The organism is Mycoplana dimorpha (assembly GCF_003046475.1).
In the GTDB taxonomy this organism is placed as follows: domain Bacteria; phylum Pseudomonadota; class Alphaproteobacteria; order Rhizobiales; family Rhizobiaceae; genus Mycoplana; species Mycoplana dimorpha.
In genome coordinates this window covers 453,421-471,056 of sequence record NZ_PZZZ01000002.1, presented here as the reverse complement: position 1 = coordinate 471,056, position 17,636 = coordinate 453,421, and the positions used below count along the sequence as shown (strand labels likewise).

Annotated in this window: 18 protein-coding genes; 11 read left to right on the top strand and 7 right to left on the bottom strand. The window is 66.3% G+C overall.

All coding sequences use genetic code 11. From position 1 onward, the window contains the following. Window positions 1–48 precede the first annotated feature (48 nt). Window positions 49–1,248 (top strand): glycosyltransferase family protein, encoded by a 1,200-nt coding sequence (locus C7449_RS05840; protein WP_108001836.1) that lies wholly within the window; start codon window positions 49–51, stop codon window positions 1,246–1,248. Continuing rightward, window positions 1,197–2,066: a polysaccharide pyruvyl transferase family protein gene (locus C7449_RS05835; protein ID WP_108001835.1), complete on the top strand. Its 870-nt coding sequence runs from the start codon at window positions 1,197–1,199 to the stop codon at window positions 2,064–2,066. The genes C7449_RS05840 and C7449_RS05835 overlap by 52 nt, the downstream gene beginning before the upstream one ends. 19 nt (window positions 2,067–2,085) lie before the next feature. On the opposite strand, the gene C7449_RS05830 is transcribed toward C7449_RS05835, so the two are convergent. Continuing rightward, window positions 2,086–3,246 carry an AI-2E family transporter gene (locus C7449_RS05830; protein ID WP_374828155.1) on the bottom strand — a complete coding sequence of 387 codons (1,161 nt, stop codon included), beginning with the start codon at window positions 3,244–3,246 and terminating at the stop codon, window positions 2,086–2,088. A gap of 222 nt (window positions 3,247–3,468) precedes the next feature. Here C7449_RS05830 and C7449_RS05825 point away from each other — a divergent pair, with 222 nt between their 5' ends. Further along, window positions 3,469–4,074 carry a 5-formyltetrahydrofolate cyclo-ligase gene (locus C7449_RS05825; RefSeq protein ID WP_108001833.1) on the top strand — a complete coding sequence of 202 codons (606 nt, stop codon included), beginning with the start codon at window positions 3,469–3,471 and terminating at the stop codon, window positions 4,072–4,074. Between the two features lie 31 nt (window positions 4,075–4,105). Here C7449_RS05825 and C7449_RS05820 read toward each other — a convergent pair whose 3' ends face one another. Then, entirely contained in the window at window positions 4,106–4,531 is a 426-nt protein-coding gene (locus tag C7449_RS05820) for a BA14K family protein (RefSeq protein WP_170115806.1), read from the bottom strand. 232 nt (window positions 4,532–4,763) lie between these two features. Here C7449_RS05820 and C7449_RS05815 point away from each other — a divergent pair, with 232 nt between their 5' ends. Further along, on the top strand, window positions 4,764–6,461 hold the full coding sequence (locus C7449_RS05815) for a long-chain-fatty-acid--CoA ligase (RefSeq protein WP_108001831.1): 1,698 nt from the start codon (window positions 4,764–4,766) through the stop codon (window positions 6,459–6,461). Between the two features lie 141 nt (window positions 6,462–6,602). Beyond that, window positions 6,603–8,228: a glucose-6-phosphate isomerase gene (gene pgi / locus C7449_RS05810; protein WP_108001830.1), complete on the top strand. Its 1,626-nt coding sequence runs from the start codon at window positions 6,603–6,605 to the stop codon at window positions 8,226–8,228. Window positions 8,229–8,459: 231 nt separating this feature from the next. Here pgi and C7449_RS05805 read toward each other — a convergent pair whose 3' ends face one another. The 5 genes from C7449_RS05805 to pxpB form a co-directional block, all read right to left on the bottom strand. Then, a complete protein-coding gene (locus tag C7449_RS05805; protein WP_108001829.1) occupies window positions 8,460–9,386 on the bottom strand; it encodes a carbohydrate kinase family protein in 927 nt (308 codons plus the stop codon). Between the two features lie 68 nt (window positions 9,387–9,454). Further along, window positions 9,455–10,153 carry an orotate phosphoribosyltransferase gene (locus tag C7449_RS05800; protein ID WP_108001828.1) on the bottom strand — a complete coding sequence of 233 codons (699 nt, stop codon included), beginning with the start codon at window positions 10,151–10,153 and terminating at the stop codon, window positions 9,455–9,457. Between the two features lie 146 nt (window positions 10,154–10,299). Continuing rightward, window positions 10,300–10,740 (bottom strand): DoxX family protein, encoded by a 441-nt coding sequence (locus C7449_RS05795; RefSeq protein ID WP_108001827.1) that lies wholly within the window; start codon window positions 10,738–10,740, stop codon window positions 10,300–10,302. Between the two features lie 278 nt (window positions 10,741–11,018). Beyond that, window positions 11,019–12,059, bottom strand: coding sequence for a 5-oxoprolinase subunit C family protein (locus C7449_RS05790; RefSeq protein ID WP_108001826.1), 1,041 nt, complete (start codon window positions 12,057–12,059; stop codon window positions 11,019–11,021). Then, window positions 12,056–12,724 (bottom strand): 5-oxoprolinase subunit PxpB, encoded by a 669-nt coding sequence (pxpB, locus tag C7449_RS05785; protein WP_245414290.1) that lies wholly within the window; start codon window positions 12,722–12,724, stop codon window positions 12,056–12,058. The genes C7449_RS05790 and pxpB overlap by 4 nt, the downstream gene beginning before the upstream one ends. Before the next feature lie 164 nt (window positions 12,725–12,888). On the opposite strand from pxpB, the gene C7449_RS05780 reads away from it, so the two are divergent. The 6 genes from C7449_RS05780 to C7449_RS05755 all read left to right on the top strand — a co-directional run bounded on the left by C7449_RS05780 (window position 12,889) and on the right by C7449_RS05755 (window position 17,619). Continuing rightward, the gene (locus C7449_RS05780; protein ID WP_108001825.1) at window positions 12,889–13,662 is read left to right on the top strand and encodes a LamB/YcsF family protein; all 774 of its coding nucleotides are present in this window, start codon (window positions 12,889–12,891) and stop codon (window positions 13,660–13,662) included. A gap of 4 nt (window positions 13,663–13,666) precedes the next feature. Continuing rightward, complete coding sequence (gene accB / locus C7449_RS05775) at window positions 13,667–14,152, top strand: acetyl-CoA carboxylase biotin carboxyl carrier protein (RefSeq protein ID WP_108001824.1); 486 nt, start codon at window positions 13,667–13,669, stop codon at window positions 14,150–14,152. Between the two features lie 49 nt (window positions 14,153–14,201). Beyond that, window positions 14,202–15,575 (top strand): acetyl-CoA carboxylase biotin carboxylase subunit, encoded by a 1,374-nt coding sequence (gene accC / locus C7449_RS05770; protein WP_108001823.1) that lies wholly within the window; start codon window positions 14,202–14,204, stop codon window positions 15,573–15,575. After that, the gene (locus tag C7449_RS05765) at window positions 15,572–15,964 is read left to right on the top strand and encodes a hypothetical protein (protein WP_108001822.1); all 393 of its coding nucleotides are present in this window, start codon (window positions 15,572–15,574) and stop codon (window positions 15,962–15,964) included. The genes accC and C7449_RS05765 overlap by 4 nt, the downstream gene beginning before the upstream one ends. A gap of 110 nt (window positions 15,965–16,074) precedes the next feature. Then, entirely contained in the window at window positions 16,075–16,878 is an 804-nt protein-coding gene (gene spdA / locus C7449_RS05760; protein ID WP_108001821.1) for a 2', 3'cyclic nucleotide phosphodiesterase SpdA, read from the top strand. A 102-nt stretch (window positions 16,879–16,980) separates the two neighbouring features. Beyond that, complete coding sequence (locus tag C7449_RS05755; RefSeq protein WP_146165050.1) at window positions 16,981–17,619, top strand: DUF1236 domain-containing protein; 639 nt, start codon at window positions 16,981–16,983, stop codon at window positions 17,617–17,619. Window positions 17,620–17,636: the final 17 nt, after the last annotated feature.

Here is a 17,636-nt window from a genome sequence, read left to right as displayed (position 1 = left end):
GTTCCGGCAGCCGTGCGGAAGGTCCGCGGTGACCGGGGAGGAGAAAGGGTGAAGCTCAGAATCCTGTTCCCCGTGGACATGTCGACGACCTATCCCCGCAATCCCTATCTCAGCCAGCTCATGCAGGCGCTTCTCGATGATCCCGGGGTGGGACTGGTCGCCCATGGCCCGATCCACCTCCTGCATGGAACCTGCGACTGGGACGTCGTCCACATCCAGTGGCCGGAAGCCCTGCTCGGATGGAAGGACGAGCGACGGGTGGGCGTCGAAGAGATCGATGCCGCCCTCGACCGGCTTGCCCGCCGTGCCCTGATTGTCCATACCGTCCACAACAACGACGCCAAGCAAGATCTGGGGGAAGTCGGAATCCGGCTGTTTGCGTCGGTCTTCCGCCACACCGACGTCTTCCTTCACCTTGGCAAGCGGTCGCGGGAATGGTTCTGCCGCGAGCATGCGAAGGCTCCCTGGGCCACGCGCGCACGGCACGTCGTCATACCGCATGGCAACTACGACTTTTACAAGGACTTCAAGGAGCCGGAAAAAGGCATCCCTGTCTCTTCGAAGCGAAAGCGGCTGCTCGTCTTCGGCGAGCTTCGCACCGTGGAGGAGGAGGCGCTCGCCCGGGAAGCGTTCGTCCTTGCCGACGTTCCGCGGTCACAACTCGTATTTGCCGGGCCGCTGTCGCGCAGCGGCTTTCCGGCCTCGGTCCGCGCAGGCCTGGAGAAGGCCGACACCGTCGTACGGCTGCACAAGCGGATACAGGACCGGTCCGTGGCTCCGCTGTTCGAGAGCTGCCGGGCCGTCTTCATCCCGCGAGCCGGCCGGTTGAACTCGGGTGTGGTGCCGCTGGCCTTCACCTTCGGGCTGCCCGTCGTCGCACCGGACGAGGGCGTGATCGGCGAAATGAGCGGGAGGTTCGGCGGAATGGTCTACACGCCAGGCGACCGCGTGAGTGCGGCTGCTGCGATCCGCAAGGCGCTGTCGATCTCGCCGCAACGGCGCGCGCGGTTGCGCAGACGCATTCTCGACTACAGCGCGCGGGTGCTGGCTTGGCCGCGCATCGCCGCGCAGCACCGCAAATTATACCTGAAGAACATCCGCAGCACGCGCAGACTTCCGCTGCTCAAGCGCCTGACGGCATGGCTGCTCAGCTGGCGCACGGGTGAGCGACGGCAAAAAGAGGAGAAACCGCACAAGTGGCGAACCCATCCGAAGCCGAGCAGGCGCGGTTCGACGGAAAAACCGTAAACCTCTACCACTGGACGCCGCCGGAGGGCGACGGCTGCGGCAATTTCGGAGACGAGCTGTCGCCGATGCTCGTGCGGCGCATCCTGGACAATTCCGGCTTCGGATCGGTTGCGGTCGAACCTGCGGCGCCCGACCGCCCGCGCCTGCTCGCGGTCGGCTCGATCCTGCAGCAGGCGCGGGATGGCGACGTGGTCTGGGGTGCGGGCGTAAACGGCAAGTCCTGGCCGAAGCGGCTTGCCAAGGTGCGCAGCCTTCGGGTCGCCGCCGTGCGCGGGCCGCTGACCCGCGGCGTGCTGCGCCGCTTCGGGCTCGAGGCGCCCGACGTCTTCGGCGATCCGGGCCTGCTCTTTCCGGGCCTCTTCCATCTCGAAATCGCGCAGGCAATGCCCGCCGTGCGGCAACGATATGGCGTCCCTGACATCGTCTATATTCCCAACCTGAACGACGAACGCTTTCTGCCGGAGCGGCTGGGCTCGCCGTCCCGCCACGTCACGGTGCTATCCCCGCGCATCAGCCCGGTGGAGATGGCGGCGATCATCGCGCAGTCGAGCCTGGTGATTTCAAGTTCGCTGCACGGCATGGTGCTGGCCGACGCCTACGGCATTCCGTGCCGGGCGCATCTGAGCGCCTTCGAGCCGATCTTCAAATACCTGGATTATTTTCAGGGCGTCGGCAGGTTTAACTATGCCTTCCATCTGTCGATCGACGATGCGCTGCGCGCTGCGGATCTGCCGCGGCCGGTGTTCGACCGCCACGCACTGCTAGAGGCCTTCCCCTACGAGGCGATCGGGCTCGAGCGGCGGGTCACGCTTCGCTGACAGGCAAAGGCATTGCCCGCTACTCGGCCGCCCGCTTGTCGACGATGACACTGGTCTCCTCGGTCAGTTCCACCTCGCGCACCCATTCGCGCCAGATGGCGACCAGAAGCGCCATCAGAACCGGGCCGATGAACAGCCCGAGGAAGCCCATCGTCTTCACGCCCCCGATCAGGCCGAAGAAGGTCGGCAGGAAGGGAAGCTTGATCGGACCGCCCACCAGCCGCGGACGCAGCGTCTTGTCGACGATGAACAGCTCGACGGATCCCCAGATGAACAGGGCGAGGCCGGCAAACGGCGATCCGCTGGAGACGAGATAGATCGACACCAGCGTGAACGACAGGGGCGCTCCGCCGGGAAAGAGCGCCATCAGGCCGGTCAGCACGCCGAGGGTGACGGCGGAGGGGACCCCGGCGATCCAGTAGGCGATGCCGAGCACGATGCCCTCGCCGATGGCGATCAGCGTCATGCCGGTGACGGTGGAACTGATCGTCGCCGGGACGATACGCGAGATGCGGCCCCAGCGCATCGGCAGGATTCGCTCGCCGATGCTGTCGACCTGCGCCATGAACGGCTCGCCGTCACGATAGAGGAAAAACAGCGCGATCAGCATGAACAGCATGGTCAGCAGCAAGTGAAAGGCTGCGCCGCCTGCTGCCAGCGCCACCCGATAGATGTTGGCGATGTTCGCGCCGCTTACGATTTGGGTCACTTCGCCGATGGCGCCGGGATGCGACAGCAGGTCCGTCCATTGCTTTGCCGTCCACTCGCCGATGACGGGAAGGGCACGGATCCACTCCGGCACCGGAGCGCCGGTCTTGTTGGTCTGCACCGCCCAGCCGATCCAGTCGCGCACTTCCTGGAAGGCGTAGGTGATGGCGAACATCAGCGGAACGACGATGAAGCCGAGGATGAAAAGGATCGCGATCGACGCGGCCAGTGTGCGGTTGCCGCCGATCGCCTGCCGCAGCCGGCAGAACAGCGGCCAGCTCGCCGAGGCGATCACCAGCGCCGCCAGCACCGGCACGACGAAGCCGTAGAAGAAGTAGATACCGGCCACGATGACGAGAAGGAGAAGCCAGCGGGCGGCCGAGATCGAGGAGATCAGCGCCACCCCTGACGGCCGCGCGGCTCCGAGGAGCCGGGGTTCCGACCGTATTTTGCTAAATTGGGGCTCGTGCACCGCAATTCTCCCTGTCGACGCCGCGCCCTGACCGTTCAGGCTCCGTCGCCTCGATACCGTGATAACAGTGTCGCATGGCCCGGCAAAGAAAACCTTGCGTATGTGACGATTTTTTTGTGCTTTGCATGAGATAAGGGAATTTCGCCGGAACCTCGGCTCAATTCGGCAGGACAGGAAGCGCAGACACGGGCACATTGTCACCTCGGCGACCGGGAGGGATTAATGCAGGACGGGGAAGGTAGCGGCGGCGAAATCCCAAGGCCGGAAGTGCCGGACAACGTCTATGGCTGGCGCAAGCGTGAACGGGAGCGGCTGATCGCGGCGCGGCTGCAGCAGCCGGCAGACGCGCGGGCGCAAGCGGGGCGCTTGATCACCGAGCGCCTGCGGGCGGCAGTGGGCGACGTTCACGGCAAGCGCATCAGTCTCTACTGGCCGTTCCGCGGCGAGCCCGACCTGCGCCCATGGATGGAGGAAATCTGGCTGGGCGGCGGCATGGCGCTGCTGCCGATTGTCGTCCAGAAGGGCCAGCCGCTGGTCTTCCGCAGTTGGCGCCATGGTGAGCGCCTCGACCGCGGCATCTGGAACATTCCGATCCCGGCGGACGGGACGGCCGCCGACCCTGACGTCGTTATCGCGCCGCTCGTCGGATTCGACCCGGAGCAATACCGGCTCGGCTACGGCGGCGGCTTCTTCGATCGCACGCTCGCTGCCCTACAGGACAAGCCGCTGGTAATCGGCGTCGGCTATGGCTCGCAGGCAATCGAGACGATCCATCCGCAGCCGCACGACATCCCGATGGACCGGATCATCACCGCGGACATTTCCTGATCCACCATCGGCGGTCGGCCGACGCCGAGCGCTATTGCGGCACGCATTGGATGCGCGGCCCGCCGGTCCGCGGGAGGTAGGTGTTGTCGGAAAGGCGGTAGGATCGATAGCGGGTGGCGCACCAGTTTTCCCGTGTCATGCCGTAGACGGGGGCATAGGGCCCGACCGTGGTATCGCCGAGCATCTCGCCGTTCCCGAAGATCCAGCGCGGATACCAGTAGCCCTTGTACTGGTAATAACCTTCCCGATAATTGCGGTAGCCGCGCTGGCCGCGATAAACAGGCGGCCCGCGCAGCGCGTCCACCGGATCCTGGCCGGTCAGCACATCGGGCGGAGGGTCGCCGACCGCGACCGGTCCGTTGCGCGGGCGCAAGCCGTCGATGGCGGCCGCCGGCGCCGGTGCGGCAAGGATCGCGGCGAATACGGCTCCAACAAGCAGGGCGGTCGGTTTTCTCATCTCTGTTCCTCTGCCCCAGCCTTGCATTCTTTCACGACTGACGAGCCATTTCCAGCCCGCTGCCGGCGCACCGGCGGTCCGGCCGTTCGAGCGCGGAAGCTCGTCACGGCATCCATGAACAATAGCGATTGTGCTTGAAGCCGTGGATCAAAGCCATCATGCTGGCTGCTGCAGCAGCGGCGGCCGCTGTAGCCCGGACGAGCAGACGCCGGGCCGAGGAGGACCTGCGTTCATGTCGGCAACCAACAAGGACCAGCCCGCCACAGTCCCGGATCGGGTGTGGCTCGCCTCCTACCCGCCCGGCATGCCGGCTGAGATTCCGCCGCTGGCGCATGAATCGATCGGCGCGGCACTCGTGCATCATTGCGCGAAATACGCCGACCGGCCCGCCTTCACCAGCATGGGCCGGGCGCTGACCTTCCGGGAACTGGAGATCCAATCGGCGAAGATCGGGGCCTGGCTGCAATCGCGCGGCTTGGAGAAGGGCGATCGCGTCGCGGTGATGCTGCCGAACATCCTGCAGAACCCCGTCGTCGTCCACGGCATCCTGCGCGCCGGCTTCACGGTGGTGAACATCAATCCGCTCTACACACCGCGCGAGCTCGAGTATCAGTTGAACGATTCCGGCGCCAGGATGCTGTTCGTGCTCGAAAACTTCGCCCATGTGGTGCAGCAGGTCGTCGCTCGGACATCGGTCAAGGAGATCGTGGTCTGCCGGCTGGGCGACATGCTGGGCGCGAAGGGCGTCCTCGTCAATCTCGTCGTCCGCAAGGTGAAGAAGCTGGTGCCGGCCTGGTCGCTGCCCGGCCATCACGCCTTCAAAGCGGTGCTGGCGGCGGGTGCGGGGAGGCTGACGGACCCCAACGTCAAGGGAAGCGATATCGCCTTCCTGCAATATACCGGTGGTACGACGGGGACTGCCAAGGGCGCGATGCTCACCCACACCAACCTCCTGTCGAACATGGAGCAGATGGTGATGTGGCTGGAGACCGCATTCCTCGGCCGGCCGCGCCCGGAGCGGCTGGTGTTCCTTTGTGCGCTGCCGCTCTATCACATCTTCGCGCTGACGGTAAATTCACTGGCCGGGCTGCTGGTCGGCGCCCACAACATCCTTATCGTCAATCCGCGCGACATTCCCGCCCTGGTCAAGGAGATGGCCACCTACAAGATCAACGTCTTCCCGGGTCTGAACACGTTGTTCAACGCGCTGATGAACAATCATGACTTCCAGAAGCTGGATTTTTCTGCGCTGGCGCTCACCTTCGGCGGCGGCATGGCCGTGCAGCGGCCGGTTGCCGAGCGCTGGCGGAAGATGACCGGCTGCCTGATCGCCGAAGGCTACGGCCTCTCCGAGACCTCGCCGGTGGCCACGGCCAATCGCCTGGACAGCACCCAATTCACCGGCACCATCGGCATGCCGCTCCCCTCGACCGACGTCGATATCCGCGACGATATCGGCAACTCCCTGCCGCTAGGCGAGGTCGGCGAGATCTGCATCCGCGGCCCGCAGGTGATGGCCGGCTACTGGCAGCGGCCAGACGAAACCACGAAGGTGATGACGGCGGACGGCTACTTCCGCACCGGCGATATCGGCTTCATGAACGAGGAAGGGCTGATCAAGATCGTGGACCGCAAGAAGGACATGATCCTCGTCTCCGGCTTCAACGTCTTTCCGAACGAGATTGAAGAAGTGGCAATGACCATGCCGGGCGTTCGCGAATGCGCCGCGGTCGGCGTGCCGGACGAGCATTCCGGCGAGGCGGTCAAGCTGTTCGTGGTCAGGAATGACCCTAACCTGACGGAAGCGGACGTCAGGGCGCATTGCAGGGCCAACCTGACGAACTACAAGCGCCCCCGCCATGTCGAGTTCCGCGACGAATTGCCCAAATCGAACGTCGGCAAGATCCTGCGCAAGGAGTTGCGAAGCTGATGCCCCGAACATACCGGTCGATTTGAAAGCTCGGAGAAATCGTCCGGCTTCAGGCGAAGGCCCGCCGACCGCCCTTGATCTACGGCGGACAAAGCGCCTAGCTAGCGCCCACCAGCCCTATTGCGATGCAAGGAGCCCGCCATGAACGCGCTTGTCGAAACGCTGAAATCCACCGTGAAGGACACCGCCGCCACCGATATCCGCGCCGCCTTCGCCGCCGATCCGCACCGCTTTTCCCGCTTCAGCGCAACGCTCGACGACCTCCTGTTCGACTATTCCAAGTGCGCCGTGAACGATCGCGTGCTCGTCGGCCTTGAGGCGCTGGCGAAACAGGCTGGCGTCGAGAAGAAGCGCGATGCGATGTTTTCGGGCGAGATCATCAACATCACCGAGGATCGCGCGGTGCTGCACACCGCGCTTCGCAACCGCGCCAACACGCCGGTGCTGGTCGACGGCAAGGACGTGATGCCGGAGATCAACGCCGTCCTCGACGCCATGGGTGCCTTCTCCGATGGCGTGCGCTCCGGCGCACTCACCGGCGCAACCGGCCGGAAGATAACCGATGTCGTCAACATCGGCATTGGCGGGTCGGATCTCGGCCCGGCCATGACGACGCTGGCGCTGGCGCCCTACAATGACGGCCCGCGGCTGCATTTCGTCTCGAACATCGACGGCGCCCATATCGCCGACACGCTGAAGGACCTTAACGCCGAGACGACGCTGTTCATCATCGCTTCGAAGACCTTCACGACGATCGAGACGATGACCAACGCCGAAACCGCGCGGCGGTTCGTTGTCGAGAAGCTCGGCGAGGCAGCGGTCGGTCATCATTTCTGCGCGGTCTCGACGGCGCTCGACAAGGTTGCCGCCTTCGGCATCGCGGCGGAACGGGTGTTCGGCTTCTGGGACTGGGTCGGCGGCCGCTACTCGATCTGGTCGGCGATCGGCCTGCCGCTGATGATCGCGATCGGCAAGGAGGACTTTGCCGATTTCCTCGCCGGCGGCTACGCGATCGACACGCATTTCCGCACCGCTCCGATCCGGCAGAACATCCCGATGCTGCTTGGACTCATCGGCTTCTACCACCGCAACGTGCTCGGCTATCCGTCCCGCGCGATCCTGCCCTACGACCAGCGGCTGTCGCGCTTTCCCGCCTACCTGCAGCAGCTTGACATGGAATCGAACGGCAAGTCCGTGACGCTGGAAGGCAAGCCGGTCGAAGGCAAGACCGGGCCGGTCGTCTGGGGCGAGCCCGGTACCAACGGCCAGCACGCCTTCTACCAGCTGATCCATCAGGGCACCGACATTATCCCGGCCGAGTTCATGATCGCCGCGAACGGTCACGAGAAGGACCTGCGCCACCAGCACCAGTTGCTGATGGCGAACTGCTTGGCGCAGTCGGAGGCGCTGATGAAGGGCCGCACGCTCGAGGAGGCCAGGGCGCAGCTGACGGCCAAGGGAATGGACGCCGCGAAGGCCGACCGGATCGCCCCGCACCGGGTCTTCGCCGGCAACCGCCCGTCGATCACCATGGTCTATGACGAACTGACCCCGTTCGCGCTCGGCCGCCTGATCGCGCTCTACGAACACCGCGTCTTCGTCGAGGGCGTTCTCTTCGACATCAACTCGTTCGACCAGTGGGGCGTGGAGCTCGGCAAGGAACTGGCCACCGGCCTGCTACCGGTGATCGAGGGCAAGGAGAGTGCAGCGGGGCACGATTCGTCCACGGCCGGACTGGTGGCGGCGCTGCTGAAAGCGGCGCGGTAGGCGCGCATCTGCCAACTGGAGGGTGCTGCCTGCGGAACTGTGGAAGGCGGTGCCGATCTCCCTCTTCTCCTTTCGGGGGAGAAGTGCCGGGCGCAGTGAGGCGATGAGGAGCATCGCCGCGAATGCCGAGTTTGCGGCTCCCCTCATCCGGCGCTACGCGCCACCTTCTCCCCCACGGGGAGAAGAGGAGGTAGCGGCTCGCTTGCGCGCTTGACCGCACAGAAAGGCGAATTACAGGCCGATCTCGTGCGCCCACGGCGGATTGGCGCCGGCGCGCGACACCGTGATCGCCGCCGCCCTTGCAGCCAGCGAGAGCGCGTCGCGCAGCGCCGACTCGCTGAGCGATGCCACCTTCGCCTTCGTCAGCAGGTCGCCACGCTTCAAGGAGGCCAGGATGCCGGCGTCGAAGGTGTCGCCGGCGCCGATGGTGTCGACGACCGCGACCTTCTCGCCCGGGACCGAGACCTTGTGGTCCTTGGTGTAGCCGTCGGCTCCATCGGCACCCTTGGTGATGACCACGACTTTCGGCCCACGCTTCAGCCATTCCGCCGCAAGCTCGTCATGGCTGCCGTGCATGCCGAACCAGTCGAGGTCCTCGTCGGAGAACTTGATGATGTCGGACTGCGAGGCCATGCGCTCGATCCGCGCCCGGTGGGCCTGCCTGTCGCGGATGAACCCGGGCCGGATGTTCGGGTCGAGCGAGATCACGCGCCTCTGGTGCTCACGCGCCAGCAGCGCCTCGTAGGTGGATCCGCACGGTTCGGGGATCAGGCTGATCGCGCCGAAATGCAGCGCCTCGCAGTCGTCGCCGAGCACCGGCAGGTTCTCGGTCGTGATCATGCGGCCGGCGGTGTTCTCGTCGTAGAAGGCATAGGTCGCCTGGCCGTCGACGAGCCTGACGAAGGCGACGGTCGTCGGCCGGGATAGGGTCGCGCAGGGGCTGTAGTCGACGTGGCTGGCCGAAAGCGTCTGGCGCAGCACGTCGCCCAGCATGTCGTCGGAGAGCCCCGTGAAGAAGGCGGTCGGCACTCCGAGGCGGCCAAGCGCGATCGCCGTGTTGAAGATCGCCCCGCCCGCATAGGGCGCATAGGCATCCTCGCCCAGCGTCGACTTGCGCGGCAGCATGTCGATCAGCGCCTCGCCGCAGCACAGGATCATCGGCACTCTCCTCCAGGTTCCTTCAATCGATTTAATCGACCGCCGCGAAAAACGCCAGACCGTATCGCTCAGCCGGTCGGCAGCGCGTTGACGCCGCCATGATCCGCCGACCACAGCAGCGGCGCGTTCAGAAAGGCTTCAACGGAGGCAAGCGTGGCCTCGTCAAAGAGCCGCTCGGAGCGAGCCACGGCCAGTACGTGGCGCCAGGTGGCGATGTGATGCAGCCGAACCCCGCCATTGGCGAAGCGCGCCTCGGCCTCCGGGAATATGCCGTAGTAGAACAGCGCCATGCCGTGATCGACGACGCCGCCGGCGGCGCGGATCGCGTCGATGAAGGTGAACATCGAGCCGCCGGCCGTCGTCAGGTCCTCGATCACCAGCACGCGCGCACCCTCGGGCATGTTGCCCTCGATCTGGGCATTGCGGCCATGGCCCTTCGGCTTCTTGCGCACGTAGATCATCGGCAGGCCGAGGCGGTCGGCAAGGAGGGCGGCGAAGGGTATGCCGGCGGTCTCGCCGCCGGCGACCACGTCGAACTGCTCGAATCCGGCGCCGCGCAGGACGGTTGCTGCGGCGAAATCCATGACGGCCGAGCGGATGCGCGGATAGGAGATCAGCTTGCGGCAGTCGATATAGACCGGGCTCGCCATGCCGGAGGCCAGCTTGTAGGGCTCCTCCGGACGGAAGTGCACCGCCTTGATCTCCCACAGCATGCGGGCGAGCAGTTCCGCCATCGTGTCGCGATCCGGAAACGAATTGGAAAACATGGCAACTCTCCTGCTGGTGTTTGCGAGCGCATACCAGCAAGACGTAGCATTTGCCAGACGATCCGGCGATTGCAGCGGGCCTGAAAACAAAAAACCTCCCCGGCGAACCGGGGAGGCGTATCGCAAACCGGATGGACGCGCGTTGCTTACGCGGCGGCCGGGACGGCACCACGGCGGGCGTCGATGGAGAGGGCGCCCGGCCCGAAGGCTGCCAGCACGAGGAAGCCGCCGGCGATCGTCAGGTTCTTCATCATCATCAGGCCGTTGAACACGCTGAGCATCGTGTTGGCGCCTTCCGGGAAGTCCGGAATGTTGATCGGGCTGCCATGGAAGACCAGCGCGGTGAATACGCTGAAGGCGGCGAGAAGATAAGCGGCAATCCGGGTCTGGAAACCGACCAGGATGAAGAGGCCGGCGACCAGTTCGAACACACCGGCGAGATAGGCGAGCGCGGTGGCTGCCGGCAGGCCGGCGCCGGTGATCATGCCGGCGGTGCTGGACGGATCGAGCAGCTTCGGATAGCCGGCGAGGATGAACATGGCGGAAAGCAGGATGCGTCCGACGAGTACTACGACGTTCTGTGACATGACTGGGCTCCTGGCGGTTGAGCGGATTTGATCGAGGCGACTGTACCAGAACGCATCGTCCACATAAGCCCGCAAAATATGGACAATTCGTTCAACATAAATGAACAATAGGGCACCTTGAAACGAAGTCCCTGTCCCCGCGGCGCGTCCGGCCGCACCAAGATTTCGCCGCCACCCCGCCGCGCAAGGAACGATCGCTGCGCGATCCGGCTTGATCTACGGCGAGGGCGATCCTCGACCGCAAGCCGCGGGGACAGCCGTCCGACCGGCTTTCGATCTCACTCTTGCTCAGCGCCGACGTGGGCCGGTTCCTGTGCCTTCGACGGACTGGCTGCGACGCTCGGAGCAACTCCGTCCTTGCGCGCCAACGCGGTCAGCGCTGCGATGTCGGCGAGCGCCTTGCGCTGGCGAACGATCGCCGCGACGGCCTCATGGCGGTCGACCCGAGCAAACGTCAGGCGCGCCCCGACCGGCGCCTGCGCCAGCCGCCAGAGATCGGCCTCGATCACATTGGCGATCTTCGGGTAGCCGCCGCAGGTGTTTGCCTCGGCAAGCTGAATGATCGGCTGGCCCGACGGCGGCACCTGCACGGTGCCGGGCATGATGCCATGGGAAAAGAGTTCGAGCCTCTGCGACAGCGCAAGCTCCGGCCCGTTCAGCCGATAGCCCATGCGATTGGCCTCGTTGCCGACGGTCCACGCGGTAGCGTAGAAGGTTTCCAGCGCCGCTTCGGTGAAGGCTGCGTGCTCAGCCGAAGGCAGGACACGCAATATGATCGGGCTCTCTCCGGCTGCGGCACCGTCGCGCAGTGCCGCCGGATCGACCCCGATGCCACCGGCCGGAAGCTTCGATCCACCCTCGGCGAACGCGATGCGATCTCCCCGGTTGAGCCCCCGCCCCTCCAGTCCACCGAACCCGCTCTTCAGGTCGGTCGCCCGCGAGCCGAGCACCGGCGGCACGTCAACACCACCCGCCAGCGCCAGATAGGCGCGTGCGCCTCTGCGCGGCAGGCCGAGCGTCAGCGTTTCGCCCGCGCGCGCGGTCTCCGCCCACCAGGAGGGCAGCGACCGCTCGCCGAGCGTCACCGGGCAATCGGCGCAGGCGACGGCAAAGGGCGCATCGCGCAGGAACCGCACGCGGAAAGGAAACAGCGACACCTCGATGCCGGCCGCGCCGGGCGCGTTGCCGATCATCAGGTTTGCCGCCGACAGGGCCGGCGCATCCATGGCGCCCGACCAGCCCACGCCGACGTCGAGGTAGCCGGGACGACCGAGGTCCTGAACGCTGTTCACCGCGCCGGTCGAAAGAATCTCGATCACGGCAGGATCCTTTCGACACGGAAGCGGATCCGGTCGCCCGGCAGGAAGGCAGCGGGCGGCTCGCGCGAGGCATCGAACAGCGTAATGTCGGTGCGGCCGATGATGTGCCAGCCGGAAGGTGCGGTCACCGGCATGATCCCGGCCTGGGAGCCGCCGATGATGACAGAGCCGACTTCCACCTTCATCCGGGGCACCGCCCGGCGTGGCACGGCAAGGCTGGGATCGAGCCCCGACAGGTAGACGAAGCCCGGCATGGCGCCGACCGCCGCCACCGAGTAGTGGGCCTCCGAATGGCGCCGCACGACCTCTTCCGGCGCCATGCCGAAATGCTCGGCAAGCGCGGCGAGATCTTCGCCTTCGGCCCCGCCATAGCGGACCGGCACCTCGACTTCGCGCCCGGCCACCGCGTCCGGTACGATGTTGTGCCAGGCAGCGTCGAGCTTGCGCTCCAGCTTCTCCGGCGCGATCGCGACGGGATCGAAGACGATCATCAGGTTGTTCATTCCCGGCACCGTTTCCATGACGCCCGGCACCTGGCGCAGGGCCTTTGCCACCGCCCAGACCCGCTCCTGCGTCTGCGGCGAAAACACCGCGTCCGCCGCATCGAGCAGCACGGCGCCGGCGCCCTCCATGCTGATCACCGGATATTCGCTTCTGGGCGCCACGCGTAGTCCAATCCTGAGTTGCCTGACGGGATCGACGATGGATAGCATCAGGCATGCCGGCAATCCACCGGCTTTCAACGTGTTACACTGCGTGGTCGGTTGTGGGCAGGAGACACCGAGCGCAAATAGCCCTAGAACGGTGACGAGGCATTGTGGAGGAGAACATGAGCGACAGCACCCTGAGCGTCGACCTCAATTCGGACATGGCGGAAGGCTTCGGCGCCTATCGCATGGGCGACGACGAGGCGATCCTGCGCATTGTCACCTCCGCCAACATCGCCTGCGGATTCCATGGGGGCGACCCGGAAATCATGGCATCGACCTTCGCGCTGGCCCGCGAGCGCGGCGTTGCGGTCGGCGCGCATCCCGGCTTTCCCGACCTCTGGGGCTTCGGCCGCCGCAACATCCCCTTCTCGGCCGGCGAGATCGAACGGCTGGTCGCCTACCAGATCGGCGCCGCCCAGGCGCTCTCCGCCTATGCCGGCCATCCGATCACCCATGTGAAGGCGCATGGGGCGCTCGGCAATCTCACCCAGCAGAACGCCGAGGTCGCCATGGCCGTCAACCGCGCCATCAAGGCCGTCGATCCGAGCCTTGTCTGCCTCGTCATCGCGCTCGGCCATCAGCAGCGCCAGGCAGCCGAGATGGGGCTGACCACGGCCTCGGAGATCTTCGCCGACCGCGCCTATACGGATGAGGGCCATCTCGTGCACCGCAGCCAGCCGGGCGCGGTCATCCACGATGCCGGCGAGGCGGCGGCGCGGGTGGTGCGCATGGTGCGGGCCGGCGCGATCGAAACCGTCACCGGAAAAGCGATCGAGACGCCGATCGATTCGATCTGCGTGCACAGCGACACGCCCGCCGCCGTCACGATCGCCCGCACCGTCCGCGACGCGCTCGAGGCCGACGGCATCGCGGTGCGGAATTTCCTGAAGTGAGGGGATGACGATGGATCTCGACGTGATCGAGCGGCTGATGCGGATGCTGGCGGAGTCGGAGGTCGAGGAGTTGGAGGTGACCGAGGGCAACCTGCGCATCCGGCTTGCCAAGGGAGCCGCGGTCCGGAGCAAGGTTGCCGGAGCCCAAGTGGCCGCCGGCACCGCGGCCGCCAACGATGCGAACTCGTTACGGCTGCCGCGAGGCGATGATGAACCCGAGCCGGGCCCTGCCGCCAACAGCGATCTGCACATCATCGTCTCCGGCCTGCCGGGCACCTTCTTCCGCGCGCCGGCGCCCGGCGCCGAGCCGTTCGTCAGCGAGGGCGCGGCCGTCCGGGACGGCCAGCAGCTCGCCATCGTAGAGGCGATGAAGATGATGAACCCGGTCGAGGCGGACTGCGACGGCACCGTTCTCGAAGTGCTGGTCGGCGACGCAGCACCGGTACAGGCCGGCACCCCGCTCTTCCGCGTGCGAAAGACGAGCGCATGAGGTGGGGGTGGCGCACCGCTGGCCGATCCGGACGAGGCGGGAGCCGCCGATGACCCGTCCGTTCGGCACCGTGCTGATCGCCAACCGCGGCGAGATTGCGCTTAGGATCCTCCGGGCGTGCCGCGAACTGGGCCTGAAGACCGTCGCCGTTCACTCCGAGGCCGACCGGACGCTCCGCCATGTCGGGCTCGCGGACCGGGCGATCTGCATCGGCCCAGCCCCGTCGACGGCGAGCTATCTCGATGCGCAGGCGCTGCTGCTGGCGGCGCGGCACACCGGCGCCGACGCGATCCATCCCGGCTACGGCTTCCTGTCCGAAAACGCTGCCTTTGCGGGTATGGTCGAGGAGGCCGGCCTTGTCTTCATCGGCCCGCCGGCGCAGGCGATCGCGCTGATGGGCGACAAGGTTTCGGCCAAGGCGGCAATGCGCGCGGCGGGCGTGCCTTGCGTGCCGGGGTCCGAGGGTGCCCTGCCCGACGACCCGGCCGAGATTGTGGCGATCGCCGGCGCGACCGGCTATCCGCTCATCGTCAAGGCCGCGGGCGGCGGCGGCGGGCGCGGCATGCGCGTCGTGCGCCGGCCGGAGGACCTCCTGAACGCCGTCGCCGTCACCCGCGAGGAGGCTGGCCGGGCCTTCGGCAATCCGGCCATCTATGTCGAACGCTTCCTGGAACGCCCGCGCCACGTCGAGATCCAGGTGCTTGCCGATGCGCACGGCAACGCCGTCTACCTCGGCGAGCGCGACTGCTCGAGCCAGCGCAGGCACCAGAAGGTGATCGAGGAGGCCCCCGCCCCGGGCATCGATCGCGCGCTGATCGATGCGATCGGGCGGCGCTGCGCGGACGCCTGCCGGGCGATCGGCTACCGCGGCGCCGGCACCTTCGAGTTCCTCTACCAGGATGGCGAATTCTTCTTCATCGAGATGAATACCCGCGTGCAGGTGGAGCATCCGGTCACCGAGATGGTGACCGGCATCGACATCGTACGGGAACAGTTGCGCATCGCCCAAGGCGAGCCGCTCGGCTTCGCCCAGGAAGACATCCGCCTTTCCGGGCACGCGATCGAGTGCCGCATCAACGCGGAGGACCCGTTCCGCTTCACGCCATCGCCGGGCCGCGTCGAGCGGTTCGTCGCCCCGGGGGGCTTCGGCATCCGCGTCGACAGCCATCTCTATTGCGGCTACGAGGTGCCACCCCACTACGATTCGCTCGTCGCCAAGCTGATCGCCCACGGCGCCACGCGCCAGGAGGCGATGGCCCGGATGCGGCGGGCGCTCGACGAGACGACGATCGACGGCATTCGCACCAACCTGCCCCTGCACCGCGAGCTTCTAGACGAGCCGGGCTTCGGGAGTGGCGACTTCGACATCCACCATCTGGAGCGGCTGCTGGGCGAGCGCCGGTCGCATGGAGAGCAGCGATGACGGATGACATCGCCGCTCGACTGGAGATGCTGATGGTGTGCTACGGCATCGGCGAACTCGACCTCGAGGAAGGCGATTTCCGGCTGCACCTGCGCCACCGCGCGCCGCCCGCCGAGGGGCCGCCAGCCGACCCCGTCCCCGCCGCAGCGGCCGCCGTCCTGCGCGCCACCGCCTTCGGCACCCTCCGTCTTTCGCACCCGGCAGGCGCCGCCCCCGCGCCGTCCCTGCCCCGCAAGGTTCGGCAGGGCGAGATCGTCGCTTACGCCGCGATCGGTCCGCTGCTGCGGCCGATCGTTGCCGAACGCGACGCGACCCTGGTCCGGCTCCTTCATGCGGACGGTGCGGAGATCGGCTACGGCGACCAACTGTTCGAGGTGCGTTGGAGCTAGGCGCGCCTGGTTGGGCAATTGCCCGGCGATGCCCGCTGGCAACGGCGCTTGACCGATGGCGCGCAAGCGCGGAATTCTCCGACGCCACTGACTCGTTTCCGGATTGCACCATGACCAAGCTGATCGTCTTCACCGACCTGCACATGACCGCCGAGGGCACCACCATTATCGGTCTGGATCCGTTCGAGCGGCTGCGCAAGGGCATCGAGCACGTCAATCTCCATCATGCCGATGCCGACCGGGTGATCATCACCGGCGACCTCACGCATCGGGCCGACCACGCCTCCTACCTGCGCCTCAAGCGCCTTCTCTCGACGCTGCTGCCACCCGCCGCGATCACCATCGGCAACCACGACAACCGCGGACGCTTCCTCGAAGTGTTCGACGCTGTCGCGCCCGACGAGCACGGTTTCGTGCAGCAGGCGATCGACTTTCCCGACTGCCGGGTGCTCCTCCTCGACACGCTCTTCGCCCCGCCCTACGACTATCCGGCAAGCCATGCCGGGCTGCTCTGCGAACGGCGGCTGACCTGGCTAGACCGCAGGCTTGCCGAGGCAGAGCGGCCGGTGCTGCTGTTCATGCATCATCCGCCGCACCCGACCGGCTTCACAGGCATGGACTCGATCCGGCTCGTCAACGAGGCCGCCTTCTACGAAACGGTGCTGCGCCACGGCAACGTTCGCCACATCTTCGCCGGCCATGTCCACCGGACGATTGGCGGATCACATCGGGGTATCCCGTTCTCGATTTTCAAGAGCCCGGTCCATCAGCAGCCGATGCCGTTCGACACGCCGAACCCGTCACTATCCGTCGACGAACCAGGCGCCTACGGCATCGTCGTTCTGACGCCGGAGGGTCTGCAGGTGCATACCGAAGACTACGAAATCGCCCGGCGCGACTGCGTGATCGCGTAACAGTTCGTTACCGTACGCTTCTTCAAACGTCGGAACCGTTCCGGCAAAACGCACGTTTGCCATCGGGAAGGGGTTCGATAAACACTTTCGAAGGAGAGAACGATGTTGAGGATTCTCATGGCGGGCGCCGCAATCGCAATCGCAGCCACCGCCGTCCATGCGGAGGAGAAAAAGCCCAACCCTGCCCTTGGCGCAGCAACGGGTGGTGCCACCGGTGCCATCACCGGCGGCCTGATCGGCGGTCCGATCGGTGCCGCCATCGGCGGTGTCGCAGGAGCAACGCTTGGCGCCGCGGCGTCGGTACCGCAGGACGCCCGCACCTATGTCGTGGCAAACCCGGTCGAGCCGGTCGTGCTGGAAGGTCCGGTCACCCCGAAGCACCGCATCGCTGAAAGCGTTCCGCTGACGGCGATCCCCAACCATCCCGACCTCGCCTACGTCTATGTCGAGAACCGGCCGGTGATCGTGCGCGCCAGTGACCGTCAGGTCCTCTATGTCGAGGGCGACGTCGAGACGACCGGCAGCGTTACCGCGACGGTTCCAGACACGGCGATCACCTATATCGAGCGTCACCCGGTCGGTCCGGTCGTGCTCGAAGGGCCGGTCGAGACGGGTGCGGTCATTCCCGACAGCGTCGATCTCGTCGCCGTCCCGGACAGCCCGAACTACGGCTACATCTACGTTGACGAGCGGCCGATCCTGGTCGAGCGCAGCAGCCGCAAGGTGGTCTGGGTGCGCTAAGCCCGCCTTGCCACAGA

Coding starts and splice junctions, on each gene's coding strand:
- C7449_RS05825 (WP_108001833.1), top strand. CDS start 3,469: ATGCAGGACGGGGAAGGTAGCGGCGGCGAAATCCCAAGGCCGGAAGTG.
- C7449_RS05820 (WP_170115806.1), bottom strand. CDS start 4,531: ATGAGAAAACCGACCGCCCTGCTTGTTGGAGCCGTATTCGCCGCGATC.
- C7449_RS05815 (WP_108001831.1), top strand. CDS start 4,764: ATGTCGGCAACCAACAAGGACCAGCCCGCCACAGTCCCGGATCGGGTG.
- pgi (WP_108001830.1), top strand. CDS start 6,603: ATGAACGCGCTTGTCGAAACGCTGAAATCCACCGTGAAGGACACCGCC.
- C7449_RS05805 (WP_108001829.1), bottom strand. CDS start 9,386: ATGATCCTGTGCTGCGGCGAGGCGCTGATCGACATGCTGCCGCGCAAG.
- C7449_RS05800 (WP_108001828.1), bottom strand. CDS start 10,153: ATGTTTTCCAATTCGTTTCCGGATCGCGACACGATGGCGGAACTGCTC.
- C7449_RS05795 (WP_108001827.1), bottom strand. CDS start 10,740: ATGTCACAGAACGTCGTAGTACTCGTCGGACGCATCCTGCTTTCCGCC.
- C7449_RS05780 (WP_108001825.1), top strand. CDS start 12,889: ATGAGCGACAGCACCCTGAGCGTCGACCTCAATTCGGACATGGCGGAA.
- accB (WP_108001824.1), top strand. CDS start 13,667: ATGACGATGGATCTCGACGTGATCGAGCGGCTGATGCGGATGCTGGCG.
- accC (WP_108001823.1), top strand. CDS start 14,202: ATGACCCGTCCGTTCGGCACCGTGCTGATCGCCAACCGCGGCGAGATT.
- C7449_RS05765 (WP_108001822.1), top strand. CDS start 15,572: ATGACGGATGACATCGCCGCTCGACTGGAGATGCTGATGGTGTGCTAC.
- spdA (WP_108001821.1), top strand. CDS start 16,075: ATGACCAAGCTGATCGTCTTCACCGACCTGCACATGACCGCCGAGGGC.
- C7449_RS05755 (WP_146165050.1), top strand. CDS start 16,981: ATGTTGAGGATTCTCATGGCGGGCGCCGCAATCGCAATCGCAGCCACC.